The organism is Salinigranum salinum, from assembly GCF_009176545.1.
GTDB lineage: Archaea > Halobacteriota > Halobacteria > Halobacteriales > Haloferacaceae > Salinigranum > Salinigranum salinum.
This window is the reverse complement of the sequence record NZ_VTOJ01000002.1, coordinates 366,225-385,810: the sequence shown is the minus strand read 5'-3', so window position 1 is coordinate 385,810 and position 19,586 is coordinate 366,225. Positions and strand designations below refer to the sequence as shown.

Here is a 19,586-nt window from a genome sequence, read left to right as displayed (position 1 = left end):
TCATCGAAACGGTTCTCCGCTCGCGAGCGGTCGGGTTGCTGGGTACGGGCCACGTCCCCGCCGGGGTCGCTACGAAACGTTTTCCATGGGTGGTCCACTATCACTCGCATGTCCACGACCGTCGAAACACCGGACGCGGACGAGCGGTGTGCGTACTGCGCGTCGCGAATCTTCGACCACGACCCGATCTGCGTGCGTGACTGTGAGGACGACTGCGGGTCGCCCGAGTACTTCTGTCACTACGCGTGTCTCGCCGCGTACATCGACGAAAACCGTCTCACGACCGGGAACGCGTGTGCGTGGCATCCCGACGAGGGCGGCGGCTGCTAGCCGTCTGCCCCGCCGGCCTGCAGCCGCCCTCGTCGGCCGTTCGGTAGATCCTCGCCGAGCCGATGCGCCTCCCCGGTGATCGAGACAGCTACTGCGTTCGGGACACGCTCCGCACCCGACCGACCACCGAGACGTTCGACAGCCCCGTCCCGGTCGGGTCAGTCTAGCGACGCCCGGTCGGGCACGCCGTCGCGTCCGAGCAGGATCTCCTGGGCCTCGACGGATTCGAGCGCGGCGACCAGTCCACCGACGTCGACCGGGCCGTCGTCGGTCTCGATGACGAACGACGCGACCTCCTCGGTGTCCTCGAACGTGTACGTCTCGACGCGACCCTCGACGATGATGGCCTCGCCGGTCTCGACGTCGCGGCCGGAGACCGAGGCGTAAAACGGCCCCTCCATCTCGCGAACGTCCTTGACGGCGCGGCGGATCGACGCGTACCGCCGGGGGAACGGCCGGCGCTTACCGTCGGCGTCGAGCGTCTCGGCCGTGGTCCACAGCACCGTACCGAAGAAGCCGCTCACGAGGAAGCCCAGGGCGGAACGGTTGAAGATGACGCCGTAGCGGTCGCGGTCGTCCCGGAGGGCGTCCTGCGTGGCGTAGATGGAGTAGTCGCCGTCGGCGACCGCGAGGACGGGGGTGGTGATGCCGCGGCGGGCCCGTGCCACGGTGGCGACGTCGAGGTAGTCGAATTCGCGGGGGTCGGGTGCCTTGGATGCGGGTGTCACGAGCAGGTCGATGCTCACGCCCGCGTCGATCTGTCGGGCGAGGTCGTCGCGGAACCGCCGGAGGAGGTCCGGCGTCAGCGACAGCACCAGTTCGTACTCGGCAGTCTCGATGATCTCCTCGACGTACCGGAGGATGGTCGAGCGCGACTTGACGAGCGTGACGGCCTCCGTGTCGCGGGCGGGAGCCGTGTACCGCGCCTCGAGTTCGGAGACGAGTTCGGTCAGCGAGGTCTGGATGCTTCCGAAGGCGTCCTCGGGGTCGACAGCGACGATCTTCATCGGACGGGACTCGCGCAGTTCGACGAGTCCCCGATCGGAGAGCGACCGGACCGTGTCGTACACCCGGGGCTGGGGGATGTCGGTCCGGTCGGCGATCTCGCTCGCCGTCAACTGTCCGTGTTCGAGTACGGCCAGATACGCCTCGATCTCGTACTCGCCGAGGTTGAAGCGGTCGCCGACGCGCTCCATCGTCGTCCGCAGGTCGTCTACCATACGCGGCAGTTGGCCTTCTGGGATAAAGGATTTATTATAAACCGAGTAGCACGACGTTACGGAACACCGTTTCCTGGATCGGGACAACCACCGGCGACCCGTGGACGAGGCGGTCGCGGGTCGAAACTCCGTCTGCGTCCCGGAAACGAGGCGGTCGCGGGTCGGGGAACAGCCGGCCCGGACGGGAGTCCGTGCGAGCGTCTGCCGGCTCTCACATGTACATTCGGTCCTCGGGAACCTCGGTCTGCTGGTCGTCCATCCGCGCCGCGAGGTCCGCGTAGTACTGGCGGACCCGCTCGGCGAACTCGCGGAGCGGTGACGGGTCGATACCGAGTTGGTACACCGCCTCGATGGCCTCGACGAGTCGGATGGCCGCGTCGACGTCGGGCGCGTGGGCGTGAACCGGCGTGACGTAGACGCAGACGCCGAGCGGGGAGTCGAGACCCCGGGCCACCAGCGCCGCGTTGACGCCGTCGAGGAAGCCAGTGCCCATCGGCGGGATCTCGACGTCAGCGAGTCGTCGGTCGCGGTAGTCGTCGGTGGCGATGTAGAACGTCCGGTGGGCGTCCGGACCGTGCGGGACGGGGACACCGGCGAGGACGACCACCTCTTCCACGGGACCGCCCTCGGTCCAGTCGAGGAGGGCGTCGGCGAACGCGTGTCCGACCGAGGTGGGGACGAACAGTTCGGCCACGAGGACGGTGACGTCGAGGTCGTCGCGGGAGTAGAGCCGCGTCGCGTGGCGGGGGCGGCCCTCGGTGAACGGGGTGATGGTCGGGAGACCCTCGACGGTGACGTGGCCCTGCTGTTCGAGTTCGAGGTGTTCGACGAGGAAGTCGACGGCCGTGAGCCCGGCGAGCCCGAACGCCGAGAAGCCCGCGAGGATCGTGTTGCTCGGCTCGCTGTCGTGGGAGACGCGAACGTCGGGCGGCGCGCGTGTCGTCTCGGACATGCCAACTGGTTCACCGACACGTGGCTTAGTTGTTCGTCCGTGTGGACGCGAATCGTCGGATCAGCCACGCTCCGTCGACGACTCGTCGGCGAGCGGTCGGGACGCGGCGACGAGGTGGCTTCGCTGGCTCGCCCGGGAGCCAGCGTCTGCGGTCTGCAGTCCGTGGTCTCCCGATCGAATCCGACGTGCCCGACGTCGAATCCGAAGCACGGACGAGCAGGGTGGCGAGGACAACCCTTTTTTATGGACACTCCGACGCTGGCGCATGGATACCGTCGCGGTGGTACTGCAGACGGCGAACGGGTGGACGCTCGCGGACCTGCTCCCGACCTGGGCACAGTTCCCCGGCTGGCGGCTCGTGGTGGTGTTGCTCCACCTCGCCGTGGGCGCGTACCTCTCGACGTACGTCGTTCGCCTCCTCGGGCGGCCGGTCGCGCGACAGTTCAGACGGCAGAGCGTCGCACAGACCGTCCTCAAGTCCGTCCGGGTCTTCACCGTCCTTCTGGCGGTCGCGTTCGGGCTCAACGCCGTCGGCATCGAACTATCCAACATCGTCATCTCGGTGGGCGTGTTCTCGGCCGTGACGGGGATCATCCTCGCCCCGCTGATCGGGAGCGTCATCAACGGCCTGTTCATCCTCGCCGATCAGCCGTACGAGATCGGCGACATGATCGAACTCGACGACGGGCGGCGGGGGTTCGTCGACGACATCACCCTCCGGTACACCAAGATGTTCACGCTCGACAACTCCTTTCTCGTCATCTCGAACTCCACGATCCGGGACCGCGACGTCGTCAACTACTCCGCGGAGGACGAACGCACCCGGCTCACGCTCAAGGTGACGGTGACGTACGAGTCGGACGTCGACAGGGCACGCAGGCTGCTCGAACAGGCCGGCAGGCAGTGCGACATGGTCATCGAGGGCGGGCCGGACATCCGGATCGGGAGCGCCCGCTACCCCGCGAAACCGACGGCGTACATCGACCAGTACGCCGACCACGGCATCCGCCTCACGCTGCGCTACTGGGCGAAGAAGCCGTACAAGCTCGGGACCGTCCGGTCGCGCGTCCTGACCAACCTCGGACCGCTGCTCGACGCCGACGGCGAGGGCGTCGAGATGGCCTACCCGCATCAGCACCACGTCTTCGACGAGACCAGCGGCACCGCCCGGGTCGCCGTCACGAACGGACGCGAGAGCGCGGCGGAGCACGCCCCCGCGCCGTCGGCTCCCCCCGAGGAGTAGCGACTAGTCGGAGCGGACGGTGACGACCTGACAGTCGAGCTTCTCGCGGAGGAACGTCTCGATGTCGGGGTCGTCGATGAACCGTCTGACCATCGTTCGCCACCGCGAGGCCTGCTGTGAGCCGATCACGACGATGTCCGCTCCTTCGGCGGCGATCTCCTCGAGGATCGTCTCCTCCACGAGGAAGCCGCGGCGGACCACGTACCGGGCGCGGCCGACCGGTCCGACCGCTCGCTCGACCGCGCGCTTGAGGTCCGCACGGGTGACGCCTCTGGAGTCCTGATAGAGGTCGACGTGCAGCACCGTCAGATCCGCGTCACGTTCACTGGCGATGCTGACCGCCTCTTCGAGCGTGGTTTCGGAGGGTCCCGTCAGGGGGTATCTGACCGGGACCACGACGCGAGTCATGTGCGAGAGGAAACGCTCCGCTCTCCTGAACGTTTCCTTTGTCTGGCGGGATCGAGATCGGAGGGTCGACGGAGCGTCGAAGCCGTTCTGACTCCTGTCGCCCGACCGGATTAGCCGTTCCCGTCGGTCACTGCGCCCCCTCGAGCTCGAAGGCGACGGTGACTTCGGCCTGATACTCCCGGTCGTCGACCGTGGCGATCTCCACGCCCAGTTCGTCCACTTCGACCCAGTGAACGTTGTCGAGGGTGTCGTTGGCGCGGTCGATCGCGTCGTCGACGGCGGCGTCGAAGCTCTCGGGACTGCGACCGATGAGCGTGATCTTCTTGTACACCATGGCATGGTTCAGTACAGCACAGGGGAACAAAAGTCCACGTCCTCGCCGCCGCGGCGCGACCACGGAGGGAGACGAACGGGTTCGGTCGTCCAGCGTCCCGACGACCCGGCACCCCGACGATCCGTCAGTCGAGGTCGACGATCGCGTCGATCGGCGTCGCCGTCGCCAGCACCCGGTCGATCCGTTCGCGCGCCCAGACGAGACAGGCGGGGTCCGCCGTGTTGACGAGACCGATCGGTTCGCCGGCGTCGTCGTAGAAGACGACGGTGACCGTCTCCTCGGTTCCCGTGTCGACCACCGCTACGGTCGTCCGGAGGGGGTCGTCGGTGACCCACAGGTCGTGCTCGTCCGCGGCGACGGTGGCGCGGAGTTCGGGCTCGTGGTACGTGCGTGCCCAGTCGAGCGTCTCGGAGGAGATGACGAATGTCATCCGGAGTTCGACCTCGTTCACGACCCGCTCGCGGATCGACGTCGGCACGTCGTTCCGGAAGACGGCGCCGACCGAACGGATGGTCCGTGCGCCCACGAGGAGGTCGACTAGGAAGCGGACCGGGCCGTGCCGGTCGTCGTCGGCCCCGACGACGGTCGCGTCGCGGAACAGCGACAGCGGCAGGTCGTCGCGGACGGCGTCGCCGGCGTCGGCGAGCAGGGGTCGTGCGTCCATCAGGCCCTCGACGACCGACAGCGTCTCCCGGAGGTGCCGGTGTGCGAGGATCCCCGTGGTCGTCGTCGCGTACGCCCCGTCGACCCGTTCGACGAGGCCGTGCGACTCCAGCGTCGTGATCGCCCGGTTGACCGTCGATCGGGAGACGTTCATCCGACGCACCATCGAGGCTTTGTCCAGCGGTTCGTCGGCGAGGAGCGCGAGGAATTCGCGACGGTGCGAGATCGTCTCCAGTACGTCCTCCGGCTCCCCCCGATTCATCGTACATTTTCTCTTTGGAGAACGGGTCCGTATATACCTAACCCAATCGCGGCCGTTCACGTCAGCGACCGACGCCGCCGCGGGAACGACCCGTCGGGTGACACAGTTCGCGGTGTGAGCGGCACGCCGCGTCGTCGACCGCGCTCGCTCACGACGAGTGAACAGCTTCCCCACGACGAGTGAACAGTTGCGTCCCCGTCGTGTCCAGTGTCCGTGAACGGCTCGCAGACCAGTTCGGCGGGACGCCCACACCAGGGGAAGAGGGAACAGCCAACGACGGTGCGGCCGCTGGTGCCTGTTGCCAGTTCGACGGCGCTGACGGTCACCCCCGTGTCGTCGTCTGCGGGCTACCGTCGTGTCGTCGACGCCGACCGTGTGTGCTCAGTCCGACGTTCGTCCGTCGAGCCGTCTGGTGAGCGCGCCGACGACGTCACCGAGGTACGCGGTCCCCCAGAGGGCGACGACGACACCGCCGACGATGTCGAACACCAGATCGAGGAGCGTGTCCTCGAGGCCGTACTGGGTCAGGATCGACCCGCCGCCGAAGAGCGCGCCGACGCCGCCGACGGCGAACTCGATCACCTCCCAGAGCACGCCGAGCGCCACGACGAACAGCAGGACGAAGACGAACGTGAACTGCCAGGGGAGGTACACCTCCTCGGAGTGTTCGTCGATGGCGCGGACCGTGGTGTAGCCCGCGGCGGCGACCACCGACGACGACAGCGTGTGCGTGAGGTGGTCCCACCACCAGACGGTCTGGTAGAAGCTGAACTCCGATCCGGGGAGGCCGACGGTGCCGAGTGCGTGGAGGAACACGGCGCTCGTGAGCCACAGGGTGAGGCCCGCGTTCATCGGGATGTGGTAGTCGCGTTCGAGCACCGCGGGGAGGTAGGTGATCACGAGTGCGATGACACCGTTGACGACGATGCCGACGTTGCCGCGGTCGAGACCGATGAACACCAGCCCCACGAGGACGACCTGCATCGCCCTGCTGAGCCGGCGCTGCGTCTTCGGCGTGGGTCGGAGGCGTTCGGCGAGCCTCACGACTCGCGCCCCTCCCGAGCGACCCGCGCACCGGTCCGGGCACGCCGGCGGAAGTAGTACTCGAAGAGCAGTCCCGCGAGGACGCCGGTGGCGGTCGCGGCCACGAAGTCCCACATGAGCTCCGTCTCGACGACCTCCTCGGGGCGACCGTCGAGGAGTAACGACGTCCCGAGGTAGAGATCCGAGGTCCACTGGACGACCGCCCACACGCCCGCGGCGGCCGTCGTGGTGACGACGACGAACAACAGTGCGAACGCCCGGTTCATCCGGACAGTGGTGAACGCGTCGAGTTCGACGGCGATGACGAGCGCGACTGCCGCGACCGCCAGGTAGGTCGTCACCCGACCGGTGAGCGTGATGCCACCGACGCGCTGGCCGACGACGAACGTCCGTCCGATGATCGGCAACGACGCGACCAGCAGCACCTCCCACGGGAGCATCGTCAGGGGGTCGCGGTACCGGATCGCCGGGATCAGTGCGAGCACGGCGACCGTGGCGGTGACACCCGCCCAGACGGGGTGTCGCTCGACGAGGTTCACACCCGCGGCCACGAGGAGGAGTCCGACGAGGAGCCACGCGAGGAGGGCGTTCAGCCGCTGGCTCTCGACGACGCTTCGCAGTCCTGCAGTCTCCGACATGCGCACTGGTAGGATCCGACGGGGGCAAACCGCTTTCGACAACGGACGGACCAGGGCTGTCTCACAGGACGAGGTACGCGACGGTGTAGGCGGCCCACGCGACGGTGATCGCCGACAGCGCCGTGACGAACGCCGCCCGACGGTCGGGGACCGTCATCCGACGCTCGTCGCCGAGCCGAACGCGGGGGATCGCGCCGACACCTCCGACGGCGATCACGCTGAAGACGAACGGGTACGACAGATCGAGCGTGGGCGGTGGAACGAACGCGACCGCCACCGCGTAGCCAGCCGCCACCGCGACGCGCGGCAGCACCGACGCGTGGAGACGCACGTCCCGCAAGTCCGCCCAGACGACGACCGCGAGCCAGACCGCCAGGAGTTCGACCGCGAACGCGGCGAGCAGGTGGAGCGTCGGGTCGGTCGCGAGGGTGACGCGCTCCGCGAGGAGCACGGCGTCGAACGGGTAGAGGAAGGCGGGCGGTTCGCCCGTGAAGACGTCCCCGAACGGGTGCGACAGCAGACCGACTGCCGCCGCCGCGACGAACGGGCGCGTCCCGAGCGACGTCACCCGGACGACGGCGGCCGACACCCCCACCGCCCCGACGACGAAGAACGCGGTGACCAGCGCACCGAGCGCGCCGGCGTCGACGCCGACGGCCGCGACCAGCCCGACGCCGAGCCCCGCTGCGACGACGCGGAGCCGTCCCGATCCCCGCCGGGCACCGAGGAACCAGGCGACGGCGACGACGCCGACGACGGCGGAGACGACGAGCGAGTGCGTCACGCCGCGGTGAACCAGCGTCGACGTCGACCAGAACGCCGACGCGAGCGCGAGCGCGTCGAGACGGGCACCGACGAGACCGACGGGTGCGTAGAGGACGTCGACGTCGGGGAGGGTGGCGAACGCGGCGGCGACGGCGCCCACGGCGAGGGCGTCGCGGCGTGGCCACTCGCGAGCGGCGAGGCCCGCGACGACCGCGAACGCCAGCGCGGCGTGGCCGACGAACATACCTCTCGTTCGACGTTCTCGGGAATAAGTGAACCGTGTGCCGTGGTACCGCGGTTACACGGGGACGGGTTCGGAGTCGCGCACGATCTCGTACTCGTCGGTCCCCGGTTCGACGCCGATGACGGCCCACTCGAAGTCGGGCGTCGACCGACGGAGCCGCCGCGCGAGTTCCCCTGTCTCCTCTGCCCACGTGACGAAACACTGCAGGCGATAGTCGCTCTCGCAGGTCCCGCCGTCGGCGACGACCTCGGATCGGGACGAGAGAGCGGTTACGCGGACAGTGCGCCACTTGCGCTCGGCCAACAGTTCCGGGCCACTCCCCGACACCTCGTAGCCGAGGCGCTGGAAGATCGCCCGTGCCTCCTCCACAGGTGGCATGGTAACAGGGGCCATGTACGCTCGGCTACGACACATATCCTGATAAAGTTTGGCACAGTTGTCAGGTTCTGCGAACGGATCCACCGGCAAGTCGCCGGATCCTGCGAACGGTCGGGCTACTCGTGAGCGGCGTCCCACTCGTCGGGCTTGCGGACGTTCCGGCACTCGTTACACTCGACGCGGCCCATGGTGTCCATCGCCGTATCGAACGAGTCGCAGTTCCCGCAGCGGTACCCCCAGCGCGTCTCGCGGTCCGGCGTGACGTAGACGACGTAGAACGGTCCCTTCGACCCGCGTTCCGTCTCGGCCGGAGCGACGTACACCGTGGCCCCGGCGCTCGTCTCGGCGGCTTCGAGTTGCATACTCGTTCCAGCGCCTCCCGGGATTTATACTGTCGCTTCGTCGCGTGTCATCCCTGGCGACGCCGGCCGCCACGCCCCGCCGTCAGCGGTCGGACACCGGGACGTCGACGACGACGGGTCCCTCGCGCGCGATCGCCTCCGCGAGCACCTCGTCGACCCGGTCGGGGGTGTCGACGCGGCGTCCCGTCGCCCCGTGGCTCTCGGCGTTCGCGACGAGGTCGACCGGCGGGTCGAGGTCGACGCCGTCGTACTCGTAGTCGTCGGGGTCGCCACCGAGGAGCAGCGCGGTGTTGTCCTTGAGGATGCGGTAGCTCCGGTTGTCGGGGACGACCACGGTCAGGTCGAGGCCCTCCCGTACGGCGGTGTAGAGCGTCTGCGGGTAGTAGAGGTACGAGCCGTCCCCCACGTACGCGAGGATCCGGCGGCCGCTGTCTGCCTCGTGTTCGGCGACCGCCGCGCCGACGGCGGCGGGGAGCCCGTAGCCGAGACTCCCTCCTTTGGCGCTCACGAACTGCGTCGACTCGAACGGGAACTCCGCGTGCAGTGCGGGCGTCGCGGTGACCGACTCGTTGACGACGACGGCTTCTCCCGCGACCCGTCGCAGGGCTCGCGCGAGCCCCGTCCGCGTCAGCGTCCCCCCGGCCGTCTCGGGCGGGTCCTGGGCGTGAGCCGCCGCCCACGCGTCGACGCGTTCGAGTCGTCGGGCTCGTTCGGCGTCGCCCAGCCGGTCGTCGACGCGCGCGGTGAGGTCGGCCAGTACCGCCCGCGGATCGCCGAGCACCGCCACGTCGGCCGGTGCGTGCTTGCCGAGCTCCCAGGCGTCGTCCGTCACGTGGACGCAGGTCGCGTCCGCCGGCACGAGCGGTCGATCGGGGCGCGTGATCGTCGTGTTCGTCGAACAGCCGACGAAGACGAGGGTGTCGGCGTCCATCGCCTCGGCCGCGGCGGCCGCCCGCGTCGAGAGCACCCCCTGCCACTGGTCGTGCGTCCTGGGGAAGTTCGCCTCGCCGGTGAGGATCTCGCCGTGGACGCGCGCCCCGGTGGCTTCCGCGAACCGGACCGCCGCGTCGACCGCGTCGTTCCGGGCGACCGCGTCGCCGACCACGACCACGGGGTCGTCCGCGTCGACGACTGCGCTCGCGGCGGCGGCGACGGCCGCGTCGTCGCCCCGCCCGGCGGTCGGAATCGAGCCCAGTCGCTCCGGTTCGTGGTCGGTCTCGGCCAGCTGGACGTCGACGGGGACTGTGAGAAACACCGGTCCCGTGGGCGGGGTCAGTGCCGTCCGGACGGCGCGGCGGACCATCCGCGGCAGCGCGTCGACGTGCTTCACCTCCGCGCTCCACTTCGTGTACTGCTCGGCGAGCGAGACGAGATCGCCCCGGAGGATGGGCTCGTCCTGCTGGAAGTCGCGGTCGTGTCCGCCCGCGGTGAGCAACAGCGGCACCCCCGAGTAGTCGGCGTTCAGCAGGTTGCCGAGGCCGTGAGCCAGCCCGCCGGCCAGGTGGACGTTCGCCACGCCGAGCGGGAGCACGTCCGGGTCGGCGTGGCTGTGGTACCGCCGTCGCGTCGCGTAGCCTGCCGCAGCACCCACCGCCACGTCCTCGTGGAGGCCGAGGACGTAGTCGATGTCGCTCCGGCCGAGCGCCTGCATCAGCGGGAGTTCCGTCGTCCCGGGGTTTCCGAACAGGTGGGTGACGCCGTACGACTCGAGGGCCTCGACGACGAGGTCCGCACCCGTGGTGGTCATGACTCAGGGTCACGAGTCGAACCGATATAGTTGCCTCCCCGACCTGCCGGAGCCGATCGGAACGCTGCCCTGTAGGCCGGACGGGGGTCGGCGAGACGGACCCACTCACTCGGCGGTGCCGGGGCTGCTTGGTCGCGGAACTGCCGACGACCGGCCGGTGGCAGCGTCGCCGAACCGACCCCGCTCCGACGGTCGTGGCTCGTCGCCCGCTGTCCGGCTACTCTCGCACGACGAACTCGGCGTTCAGGTCCGGAACGACTCGCCGCAGCCACACTCGCTCACGACGTTCGGGTTCTCGACGTGGAACCCCGCGGCCTGGAGGCCGCTCTCGTAGTCGAGCGTGGAGCCGCCGATGTACTTCTGGGAGGCGGGATCGACGAAGATCCGCAGTCCGTGGTGTTCCGTCACGGCGTCGTCGGGTTCGGGCTCGTCGTCGAACCGCATCCCGTACGAGAGTCCGGCGCAGCCGCCCTGCTGGACGAACAGCCGGAGGCCGGCGACGTCCGTGTCCAGCCCTTCGCCCTCTAGGAGCGACAGCGCCTCCGAGGCCGCGACTTCCGTCACGCGGACGGGTGTTTCCTCCCCGTCGACCGCTTCTGCGCTCATACCCGTAGTTCAGTAGCCAGTGAGTTAACGTTGACGCAGCGGCCGGTGGGTCCGGCCCGTCGAGGGAGGTGGCCTCCACGTCCGACTCTGTCCCCGCCGGGACCGCGGTCCGTGCTGTCTGTACGTCCGGCCCGCGTCCACGCGACGTGCCGGCTTCGGGTCGACCCCCCGAACGTGTGTAAATAACCCCCCAGTGAGCGGAGACGTGTGTTTAAGTTCACGACGTCCCGAGCGTCGGTTACGGAATGCTGGGTTCGACGGAGAGAGCGAAGACACTGAGCACGTGCGAGTGGAACGGCCGACACACGGAGTGTGAACTGTGTGGGAGAGTTCGGCGGTGTACCGAGCACTGTGAGATGGTCACCTGTCGGGACTGTCAGGTCGACTATCTGCCGTCGAGCGGCGTCCTGTAACCCCCGCCGGGCGGCACGGGCGAGCGATCACCCGTCGTCTTCGAACCGGACGCGGACGCTCGCGGCGTGCGCCTCCAGCCCCTCGGCCTCGGCGAGCGTTGTGATCGTCTCCGAGAGGTCGTCGAGCCCCTCCCGCGAGAGGCGCTGGACGGTCGACGACCGGAGGAAGGTGTCCACGGAGAGGCCACCGTGGAGGCGTGCCCCGCCACTCGTGGGGAGCACGTGGTTGGTCCCCGAGGCGTAGTCGCCCGCCGCGACGGGCGTGTACGGCCCCAGGAAGACGCTCCCCGCGTTCGCGACCCGGTCGAGGAGCGCCTCGTCGTCGGCGGCCTGGATCGAGAGGTGTTCGGCGGCGTACTCCTCGGCGAACAGCACCGCCTCGGGCATCGAGCGCGCGAGGAAGACGCCCGAGGCGTCGGCTTCGAGCGCCTCGCGGGCGACGTCGGCGCGTGCGCGGTCGGGCAACTGCTCCTCGACCGCGGCGACGACGGCCTCGGCGACGGCCGCGGAGTCGGTGACACAGACGACGGAGGCGTTCGGGTCGTGTTCGGCCTGCGCGAGGAGGTCGGCCGCGACGTAGTCGGGCGTGGCGGTGTCGTCAGCGAGCACCAGCACCTCGGAGGGGCCGGCGAGGAAGTCGATCTCCACGTCACCGCGGACCTCGGCTTTCGCCGCCGTCACCCACCGGTTGCCCGGGCCGACCAGCTTCTGCACCGCGTTCACCGTCTCGGTGCCGTACGCGAGCGCCGCGACGGCCTGTGCACCGCCGACGGCGTAGACGCGGTCCGCACCGGCCTCGTGGATGGCCGCGAGGGTGACCGGGTTCATCTCCTCGGCGGGGGGTGTGGCGACGGCGACGTGTTCGACGCCCGCGACCACCGCGGGTACGACGCCCATGATCGCGCTGGAGGGGTACGCCGCGGCGCCGCCGGGGACGTAGACACCGACGCGTTCGAGCGGGCGGAATCTGCGGCCGAGTTCGCGGCCGTCCTCGGAGACGCGCCAGTCCTCGGGGAGCTGGCGCTCGTGGAACACCCGGACGTTGTCGATCGCGGTCCGGATGGCGTCGAGTACGTCGTCTTCTACCTCGCTCACGGCGCGCTCGGCCGCGTCCGTCACGTCGAGGTTGCCGACGTCGACGTCGTCGAACTCCCGCGAGAACTCCCGGACGGCGACGTCACCCTCCTCGCGGACGCGTTCGACGATCTCGCGGACGTCGCTTCGGACGGCCGAGACGCCCGCGTCGCGCTCGAACAGCGCCTCGCGTTCCGCCGGGCGGAGGTCGGCGACCGCCCGGACACCGAGGTCCAGAGTCATACCCGTCGTTGGCTCGGCGGGTGAAAAGACGTTCCGACTCGGCGTCGGGGGCGTGCACGCCGACGCCCGTCGGCGCGAATTTCATGCACTGCACCGTCGTAAGACGAGTCATTTCAGTAACAGCAACGACTCGACCGAGGGTCGCTGTCCTGGGCGGCGCGGTCGGGGGGCTGGCCACCGCCGCCGATCGGTTCGCGGCCTTCGCCGACGTGACGCTGTTCGAGCGGCAGTCGTACGACGACAAACGCGTGAACTGCGGGGAGGCGATCACTGAGTCGTCGGTCGTCCCGCTGGCGACGACGCCGGAGAACGGCTTTCTCAACCGTATCGAGGGGTTCGACCTCCACGTCTACCCGTCGACCGACCGCGACGCGATGGCGTCACCGCTCGCGTCCACGACGATCACGGTCGACGAGGGGTTCGTCACCGACCGGGACGTGGTCGAACGGCGGTGGGCCGATCGACTCCGACGGCGCGGCGTCGACGTGTGCGAGGGGACGAACGTCTCCGTCGGCCGCTACCGCGAGATCGTCGACGACTTCGACCTCGTCGTGGACGCCACGGGCCAGCCAGCGCTCTCGCTGAAGGCCGCCGGACGGACGGGCGCGTACACGGGCGACGTCGTCGCGCTCAACGCCGACGTCGAGGCCGCCTCCGAGACGCCACACCGACCCGACATCGTCTTCGAGGGCCATCTCGGCTACTTCTGGGTGTTCCCGAAGTCCGACCGTCGGGCGAACGTCGGCATCGGCGGGGCCGGTGAGGAGCGCCCCGACAACTACATCGAGGAGCTGTGGGGCGCGTGCGACCGCTTCGGCGTCCCCCGGCCCGCGCGCGAGGACGGGATCTACACCATCCCGCGTGGGCCGAGTCTCGATCCCGAGCACACCCACCGCAACGGGAACGTCTTCCTCGTCGGCGACGCCGCCGGCATCGCCAACCGGTACCAGGGCGAGGGGATCAGCCAGGCGATCCGATCGTCGTCCCTGCTCGCAGACCTCGTCAAACAGGGCCGCGTGGCGGAGTACCCACGACGGCTGCACGAGTCGATGCGAGCGGAGTATCGGCTCGCGACGCTGATGCGCGGCGTGTGGGAGTCGACCGAGGACCCCGAACTGCTGGCGTCGGTCGCCCGGGCGATCGACGGTCTCGGCGTCGAAGACGTGACACGCAGGCCCTGGCGAGTGATCGCTCGCATCGCCCGCCACCCGCGGCTCCTCGTTCGACTCCTCGGGATCGCCGGCGTTCGTTCGCGTCTGGTCGACGCGTACACGGACACCTGGGAGTACGACTCGGCGCGCCGAGCGGAGACAGCGACTGGCGGCTAATCCCACCGCATGCGACGACGGGCCGCTCCGCCATCGAGACGAACCCGTCGAATCGTTCGCCGAGACGGAGGTGCTTCAGCACGTGTTCCCCGTCGGGGCCCACCCGACGTCGTGCGTCATCTCGGACGCCACCGTCCTCCCGACACAGGGATACACTTTCAACGCCCACGTACGATGACGGTACCATGCCTGAACCACGACTCGTCAGGGTCGGTCTCTCGGAACTGGGACGAACCGACCTTCCCGGCAGGGACCTGTTCTCGGCGGCGCTGGCGGCGGCGTTTGAGGGGCTGCCCGATCCAGCCGAGATCGTCGACGCGCTCTACCTCGGCAACCAGTCCGAACAGTACGAGAACCAGATCATGCAGGGGACGCTCATGGCGCAGTGGGCCGGACTCACCGGGATCCCGGCCGAGCGGGTCGAGGGCTGCGCGGCCGCCGGGGCGCTCGCGCTGCGGCACGCGGTTCAGGACGTTCGCGCCGGCACGCACGACGCTGTCCTCGCCTGTGGCGTCGAGAAGATGACCGCCGGCGGCACCGAGGGAGCGACGAACGCGCTCGCGGCGGCGTTCGACCGCGCGCTCGAACAGCGGTCGGGGGTGACCGCCCCGAGCCAGTACGCGCTCTTGGCACAGCGGTACCTCCACGAACACGACGTCTCGGAGGAAGACCTCGCCCGCATCGCGGTGAAGAACCACGCCAACGGGGCGAAGAACCCACACGCGATGTTCCAGCGGGAGATCGACGTCGACACCGTCATGGAGTCGCCACCGGTCGCCCGACCGATGAAACTGTACGACTGTGCGCCCGTCACGGACGGCGCGGCGGTCGCGCTCGTCGTCTCCCCCGAGGTGGCCGACGACCTCGTCCCTCGCGACGAGCAGGTCTCCGTCGCAGGGTCGGCCGCGACCGCGAACAACATCTCCGTCGCCGAGCGCGACCTGACCTTCGTCAAGGGAGCGAACCTCGCGGCCGAACGGGCGTACCAGGAGGCGGGCGTCACGGCCAGCGCCGTCGACGTAGCCGAAGTGCACGATGCGTTCACCGTCTGTGAGGCGCTCCTGGCCGAATCCGTGGGGTTCGCCCCGCGGGGGCGGGGTGTCGAGACGGCGCGCCCCCCCGGAGAACGGAGCCAGGGGTGGACCGACGTCCACCTGAACACGAGCGGCGGGCTGAAGGCGCGCGGCCACCCGATCGGCGCGACCGGAGTCGCCCAGGCCGCCGAGGCGTACGACCAGCTCACCGGGCACGCGGGCGACCGGCAGGTCGACGGCGCGGGCGTCGCGCTCCTCGTCAACGAGGGCGGCGTCGCCGACGCGGTGACGGCCGCGCACCTGCTCGTCGGCCCGAACGGAGGTGGTGCACGATGAGCGACCGCGACGCCGACTATCCCGAGGGACCGCTCGCTCCCAAGGAGATCACGGCCGAGAGCCCGTTCACGCTCCCCGGCTTCTTCGACGCACTCTCGGAGGGACGGCTGCTCGCGGCCGTCTGCCGCGACTGCGACACCGTGCTCGTCCCCCCGCGTCCCGCCTGTCACGACTGCGGGAGCCGGCGGGTCGGCATCGCCGAGCAACCGAAGACGGGTGAGGTGTACTCGTACACCGAGATCTCGCGGCCGCCGACCGCGTTCGAGCATCTCGCGCCCCTGACCGTCGCCATCGTCGAACTCGACTCCGGCGTACGGCTCACGGGGCGCGTCGACGCCGACTACGACGACCTCGCCATCGGGACACCGGTCGAACTCACGGTCCGTGATCCCGACGTGGACGCCGAGGCGCACCTGTCGTACGAAGGCGACTGGCCGTTCCACGTCTTCGCCCTCCGGGAGGCGGTGTAGGCCACCCGCGAGACGGTCGTTTCTCGACGCACAAACGGTCGTTTCAGTCTCCACAAGACACGTCTCGACACGCCTCGCGTCGTGAGACATGAGACGGCTTCACCGCCGAGCGGTGCTCGCGTCCGTCGCGTCGCTCGGGTCGACCGCCGGGCTCGCGGGCTGTCTCGGGCCCGCGGGAGGCGACACCAACCCGTCGACTGTCCGACAGTCGACGGCCGACCGGACGACGCGCTCGACAGACGGAGTGACCACCACGGCGAAGACGACCCAGACGACGTCGACGATGCCGACGAAGGGACGCGTCCGGCTCCGGACCGTCGACGGCGTGCCCCGGGACGCCCCCGTGGTCGTCTATCCCTCGCGGCTCCGCGCGTGGCTGCAGCGTGCCGCGACCAGTGAAGAGACGGTCCGGGGCCACGATGAGGCGTTCGTCGAGACGCCGGAGCCGGTCCTCTCGGGCGTCGACCACGTCGAACTGGCGGGACCGTCCGACGTTTCGGGTACGTACGCGACGACCGTCGACGGTGGGACGCGCTACGACCGCCTCGTGGGCGCAGAACGGGTCGACGCGCCACCCGAGACGGCGACGGTCACGCCGCTGGACGCGCTGCTCCCGGCGCGTCGTCGCCTCGTCGAGCGAGCGATCGACGACGGTCGGCGCGCGACGGTCGTCCCAGAGAGCCGCCTCGGCGAGTGGGCCAGAACCCGATTCTTCGATGGGTACGTCAGCCGCGAGGGTGTGGTGTACCGCGGCTACGAGGTCCAGCAGACCGACGCGGCGTTCTTCAGTACGACGGTGTGGTACGTCCTGTCGCTGTCGCCGACCACCGACGAGCCGGCGGACGTGGTCACGCTCCGGCTCGCGGCTGTCCCCGACTCCTTCGTGCGCATCGTCGAGCCACACCTCGTCGAACGGTCTCCGGACGAGCGCGACGTGCGGTCCGAGCACCGCGAACTGTCCGGCGATGTCGTGCGGTTCGTCGACAGGACGGAGTATCTGCTGACGCATACGGCCGTCTTCTCGGTCGACGTCGTCCGGTGAGGACGACCCCCGCCGATCGGGCCACGTACGGGGTCCGAGTCCGAAGTGGGAGTCCGATCCGGATCCGGATGCGGATCCGACTCGGCGGCTGGGGCGAGGCACGCACACGGGCGAAACTGTTAGCCCTCTGATCGACCTGGGGTGTGTATGGACCGTCGTCAGCGCACGGACGCGGACTGGAGACGGGTCGTCGTGGTCGCCGGGGTGCTGCTCGGGGCGAACCTCCTCCCCGCGAAACGACGTGACCCGCCCCAGCCCCCGCCGTACGGAGTGGACAAGGCGCTCCACGGGGTCGGGCACGGCACGCTCGTCGTCGCGCTGGTCGAGGCGTACGACGCCGGAGAGTGGTCGGTCGGCCCGTCGATCGTGGCGATCGTCCTGTCGACCGGCTACGGCCTCGCGCTCGAACTGCTCCAGCGGTGGATCCCTGGCCGGCGGTACGAGCGCGGCGACGTCTTCGCGAGCCTCGTCGGCAGCGTCCTGGCGGTGGCTCTCTTCCGGTGGCGAGTGTCGGCGTCGGAGTCGGTGGGTTCGTCGGGTGACCCGGTGAACCGCCGAGTCGACGAGGAGTGAGGAGTGCGGCGGGGGCGGCTGCGACGAACCGACTGCCGCGACGAACCGACTGGAACCACGGCCTCAACCACCCGGTGCGTCCGCATGGTCGATCGTCTGGTCGAGTTATCTCCTCGGACCGCGTAGGAGGGAGCATGGACACGGACATCGTCTCGACCGTCGCGTCGTGGCCCGGTGTCGAGGTCGAACCACACCGGTTCGCCGGGAGCGAGTTCACGCTGGGTGGGCGCGAGTTCGGTCACATCCACGGGACGCACCAGGTCGACATCCCGTTCGCTAAGCGCGTGCGCGACGTCGTCGTCGAGCAGGGGCTCACCGCGAAACACCACCTGTTCCCCGACTCCGGATGGGTCACGACGCACGTCGACTCCGAGGCCGACGCCGAGCGCGCCGTCTGGCTCCTCCGGCTGTCGTACCTCTCCCACGTCGCGGCGCTCCAGCGACGCGGTACCGTCGCCGCCGTGGACGGGATCGACGTCGCGAACGAAGTCGATGCGCTGGATCCGCCCGCGGCGATCCGCGAGTTCCTCACCGCACGGTCGACCGGTACGACTGAATCGACCACGGCCGCCGGTCGGTAGGCACCGTCGGCCCCACCGTTCGCGCTCGTCTCGCCGCTCACGCGACCGTTATACGCTTCCACCCCGATACTGCCAGGCGGTGAGCGAACCAGAGTCACTCGTGACCGACGAACCGGTCCCGACCGAGCAGGAGGTCGAGGAGCTGCTGGACGACCTGAAACGGCTCCAGAAGACGGCCGACTCCGCGGAGGAGCGTCGCGTCATCCGACGGACGATCAGAACCGTCAATCGGCTCGCTGGCGGCCGGATGTTCGGGTTCGACGACGTGGCACAGCAGATCGTCGGCGGGTTCATCCTCTCCGCCCCGTTCATCGTCACCGAAGAGGTGTGGAACCTCGCCGCGGGGATGAACTGGCTCCAGTGGGCGATCACCGTGTTCATGGTGGTCTTCATCGGCTACGGCGCGCTGTACCGGGCCGCCGAGCAACACCACGCCGACCGCGAGGAGTCGATCGCGGGGCTACCGATCCGGTTCGTCTCGCTGGTGCTCATCTCGTACCTCTCCGTGACGATCCTGACGTTCGTGTTCTCGGCCCCCGTGACCTTCGGGGCGACCCCCGAGACGACCGTGAAGGCGATCTCGATCGGGGCCATCTTCGCGGTGGTGGGTGCCGCGACGGCGGACTCCCTCTTCGGGTGAGACGCTACGGCGTCGGTCCGGTCGTCCCGACGGCTCGACCTCCATCCTTATCACGACGGGACGAGCGCCTCCATCCGAGTCGTGACGACCACCGCAGGCCTGCTCGTGGTGATCGGCTTCCTCGTGGCGGCTGTGGGTGCCGTCCCACTGGCAGCGGCGGCGTTCCTGCTCGCCCGACGGATCCGGCCCTTCTCGCGGGCGCTCGTGTACGCGAGTGGCGGGGTCGCGGCGCTCGCACTCGCGCTGGTCGGCGTCGTCGCGACCATCTCGCCGGCGGCCGGTGTGACGGTCGCAATCGTCGCCACCGTCCTCGGCGTCGTCCTGTGGGCCGTCCCGCTGACGGTGGCCCGCTGGGTCCTCGTGCGACGTGGGAGCGAGCCGGAACGGGCGCTCCGCGACGCCACCGTCGGCCTCCCCGTCGCGCTCCTCGCGTCGCTCCCGGTCGTCTTCGGTGACTTCACCCGCTACAACATTACGTTCCTGACGGGCGCCGAGGCCCTCCTCGCGTGGACGGCGCTGGCACTCGTCGTGCTGTTCGGTCCGGCAGCAGTCGGCGTCGCCGTCGCATCCGTTCGCGGATGACGACGGACGCTGAGATCGTCGCAATCCCCGTGTGCCCGGCGGATGGGACTTCCGGGATCGGGTGGGCTGTCGTC

General features: G+C 69.6%; 23 protein-coding genes. 10 read left to right on the top strand and 13 right to left on the bottom strand.

The genetic code is table 11. The features are described from left to right. Nucleotides 1-108 precede the first annotated feature (108 nt). On the top strand, nt 109-330 hold the full coding sequence (locus tag FZP69_RS13585) for a hypothetical protein (RefSeq protein WP_152041944.1): 222 nt from the start codon (nt 109-111) through the stop codon (nt 328-330). Between the two features lie 158 nt (nt 331-488). On the opposite strand, the gene trmB is transcribed toward FZP69_RS13585, so the two are convergent. After that, a complete protein-coding gene (trmB, locus tag FZP69_RS13580) occupies nt 489-1,550 on the bottom strand; it encodes an HTH-type sugar sensing transcriptional regulator TrmB (protein ID WP_152041943.1) in 1,062 nt (353 codons plus the stop codon). 211 nt (nt 1,551-1,761) lie between these two features. Further along, nucleotides 1,762-2,502, bottom strand: coding sequence for a proteasome assembly chaperone family protein (locus FZP69_RS13575; protein WP_152041942.1), 741 nt, complete (start codon nt 2,500-2,502; stop codon nt 1,762-1,764). Between the two features lie 265 nt (nt 2,503-2,767). On the opposite strand from FZP69_RS13575, the gene FZP69_RS13570 reads away from it, so the two are divergent. After that, nucleotides 2,768-3,745 carry a mechanosensitive ion channel family protein gene (locus FZP69_RS13570; protein ID WP_152041941.1) on the top strand — a complete coding sequence of 326 codons (978 nt, stop codon included), beginning with the start codon at nt 2,768-2,770 and terminating at the stop codon, nt 3,743-3,745. 3 nt (nt 3,746-3,748) lie between these two features. Here the strand turns inward: FZP69_RS13570 and FZP69_RS13565 are convergent, their stop codons facing one another. From FZP69_RS13565 to hisD, 11 genes are all read right to left on the bottom strand, one after another. Next, nucleotides 3,749-4,153: a universal stress protein gene (locus FZP69_RS13565; RefSeq protein WP_152041940.1), complete on the bottom strand. Its 405-nt coding sequence runs from the start codon at nt 4,151-4,153 to the stop codon at nt 3,749-3,751. Between the two features lie 127 nt (nt 4,154-4,280). Beyond that, entirely contained in the window at nt 4,281-4,487 is a 207-nt protein-coding gene (locus tag FZP69_RS13560) for a dodecin (protein WP_152041939.1), read from the bottom strand. Between the two features lie 124 nt (nt 4,488-4,611). Then, complete coding sequence (locus FZP69_RS13555) at nt 4,612-5,412, bottom strand: helix-turn-helix transcriptional regulator (protein ID WP_152041938.1); 801 nt, start codon at nt 5,410-5,412, stop codon at nt 4,612-4,614. Between the two features lie 381 nt (nt 5,413-5,793). Next, nucleotides 5,794-6,396: a hypothetical protein gene (locus FZP69_RS13550; RefSeq protein WP_192918584.1), complete on the bottom strand. Its 603-nt coding sequence runs from the start codon at nt 6,394-6,396 to the stop codon at nt 5,794-5,796. Between the two features lie 56 nt (nt 6,397-6,452). Next, nucleotides 6,453-7,094, bottom strand: a complete 642-nt coding sequence (locus FZP69_RS13545) for a hypothetical protein (RefSeq protein ID WP_152041936.1) — start codon at nt 7,092-7,094, stop codon at nt 6,453-6,455. Between the two features lie 61 nt (nt 7,095-7,155). Continuing rightward, entirely contained in the window at nt 7,156-8,103 is a 948-nt protein-coding gene (locus FZP69_RS13540) for a metal-dependent hydrolase (RefSeq protein ID WP_152041935.1), read from the bottom strand. A gap of 54 nt (nt 8,104-8,157) precedes the next feature. Continuing rightward, nucleotides 8,158-8,496 (bottom strand): DUF7116 family protein, encoded by a 339-nt coding sequence (locus FZP69_RS13535; protein WP_240137630.1) that lies wholly within the window; start codon nt 8,494-8,496, stop codon nt 8,158-8,160. Between the two features lie 101 nt (nt 8,497-8,597). Then, the gene (locus FZP69_RS13530) at nt 8,598-8,843 is read right to left on the bottom strand and encodes a DUF5816 domain-containing protein (RefSeq protein ID WP_152041934.1); all 246 of its coding nucleotides are present in this window, start codon (nt 8,841-8,843) and stop codon (nt 8,598-8,600) included. A gap of 82 nt (nt 8,844-8,925) precedes the next feature. Beyond that, the gene (locus FZP69_RS13525) at nt 8,926-10,590 is read right to left on the bottom strand and encodes a thiamine pyrophosphate-binding protein (RefSeq protein ID WP_152041933.1); all 1,665 of its coding nucleotides are present in this window, start codon (nt 10,588-10,590) and stop codon (nt 8,926-8,928) included. A gap of 243 nt (nt 10,591-10,833) precedes the next feature. Then, nucleotides 10,834-11,196: a HesB/IscA family protein gene (locus FZP69_RS13520; protein ID WP_152041932.1), complete on the bottom strand. Its 363-nt coding sequence runs from the start codon at nt 11,194-11,196 to the stop codon at nt 10,834-10,836. A 440-nt stretch (nt 11,197-11,636) separates the two neighbouring features. Continuing rightward, entirely contained in the window at nt 11,637-12,926 is a 1,290-nt protein-coding gene (hisD, locus tag FZP69_RS13515) for a histidinol dehydrogenase (RefSeq protein ID WP_152041931.1), read from the bottom strand. A gap of 83 nt (nt 12,927-13,009) precedes the next feature. On the opposite strand from hisD, the gene FZP69_RS13510 reads away from it, so the two are divergent. From FZP69_RS13510 to FZP69_RS13475, 8 genes are all read left to right on the top strand, one after another. Next, nucleotides 13,010-14,254 carry an NAD(P)/FAD-dependent oxidoreductase gene (locus FZP69_RS13510; protein ID WP_152041930.1) on the top strand — a complete coding sequence of 415 codons (1,245 nt, stop codon included), beginning with the start codon at nt 13,010-13,012 and terminating at the stop codon, nt 14,252-14,254. Between the two features lie 185 nt (nt 14,255-14,439). Continuing rightward, complete coding sequence (locus tag FZP69_RS13505) at nt 14,440-15,624, top strand: thiolase C-terminal domain-containing protein (protein WP_152041929.1); 1,185 nt, start codon at nt 14,440-14,442, stop codon at nt 15,622-15,624. Further along, nucleotides 15,621-16,094, top strand: coding sequence for a Zn-ribbon domain-containing OB-fold protein (locus FZP69_RS13500; protein ID WP_152041928.1), 474 nt, complete (start codon nt 15,621-15,623; stop codon nt 16,092-16,094). Before FZP69_RS13505 ends, FZP69_RS13500 begins: the two co-directional genes overlap by 4 nt. Before the next feature lie 88 nt (nt 16,095-16,182). Beyond that, complete coding sequence (locus tag FZP69_RS13495) at nt 16,183-17,136, top strand: hypothetical protein (RefSeq protein ID WP_152041927.1); 954 nt, start codon at nt 16,183-16,185, stop codon at nt 17,134-17,136. Nucleotides 17,137-17,283: 147 nt separating this feature from the next. Next, nucleotides 17,284-17,709, top strand: coding sequence for a VanZ family protein (locus FZP69_RS13490; RefSeq protein ID WP_152041926.1), 426 nt, complete (start codon nt 17,284-17,286; stop codon nt 17,707-17,709). A 134-nt stretch (nt 17,710-17,843) separates the two neighbouring features. After that, entirely contained in the window at nt 17,844-18,290 is a 447-nt protein-coding gene (locus FZP69_RS13485) for a luciferase domain-containing protein (RefSeq protein ID WP_152041925.1), read from the top strand. Between the two features lie 79 nt (nt 18,291-18,369). Next, complete coding sequence (locus FZP69_RS13480) at nt 18,370-18,930, top strand: DUF2391 family protein (protein ID WP_321168825.1); 561 nt, start codon at nt 18,370-18,372, stop codon at nt 18,928-18,930. An 81-nt stretch (nt 18,931-19,011) separates the two neighbouring features. Beyond that, on the top strand, nt 19,012-19,512 hold the full coding sequence (locus FZP69_RS13475) for a hypothetical protein (RefSeq protein WP_152041924.1): 501 nt from the start codon (nt 19,012-19,014) through the stop codon (nt 19,510-19,512). The last annotated feature ends 74 nt before the right edge of the window (nt 19,513-19,586 follow it).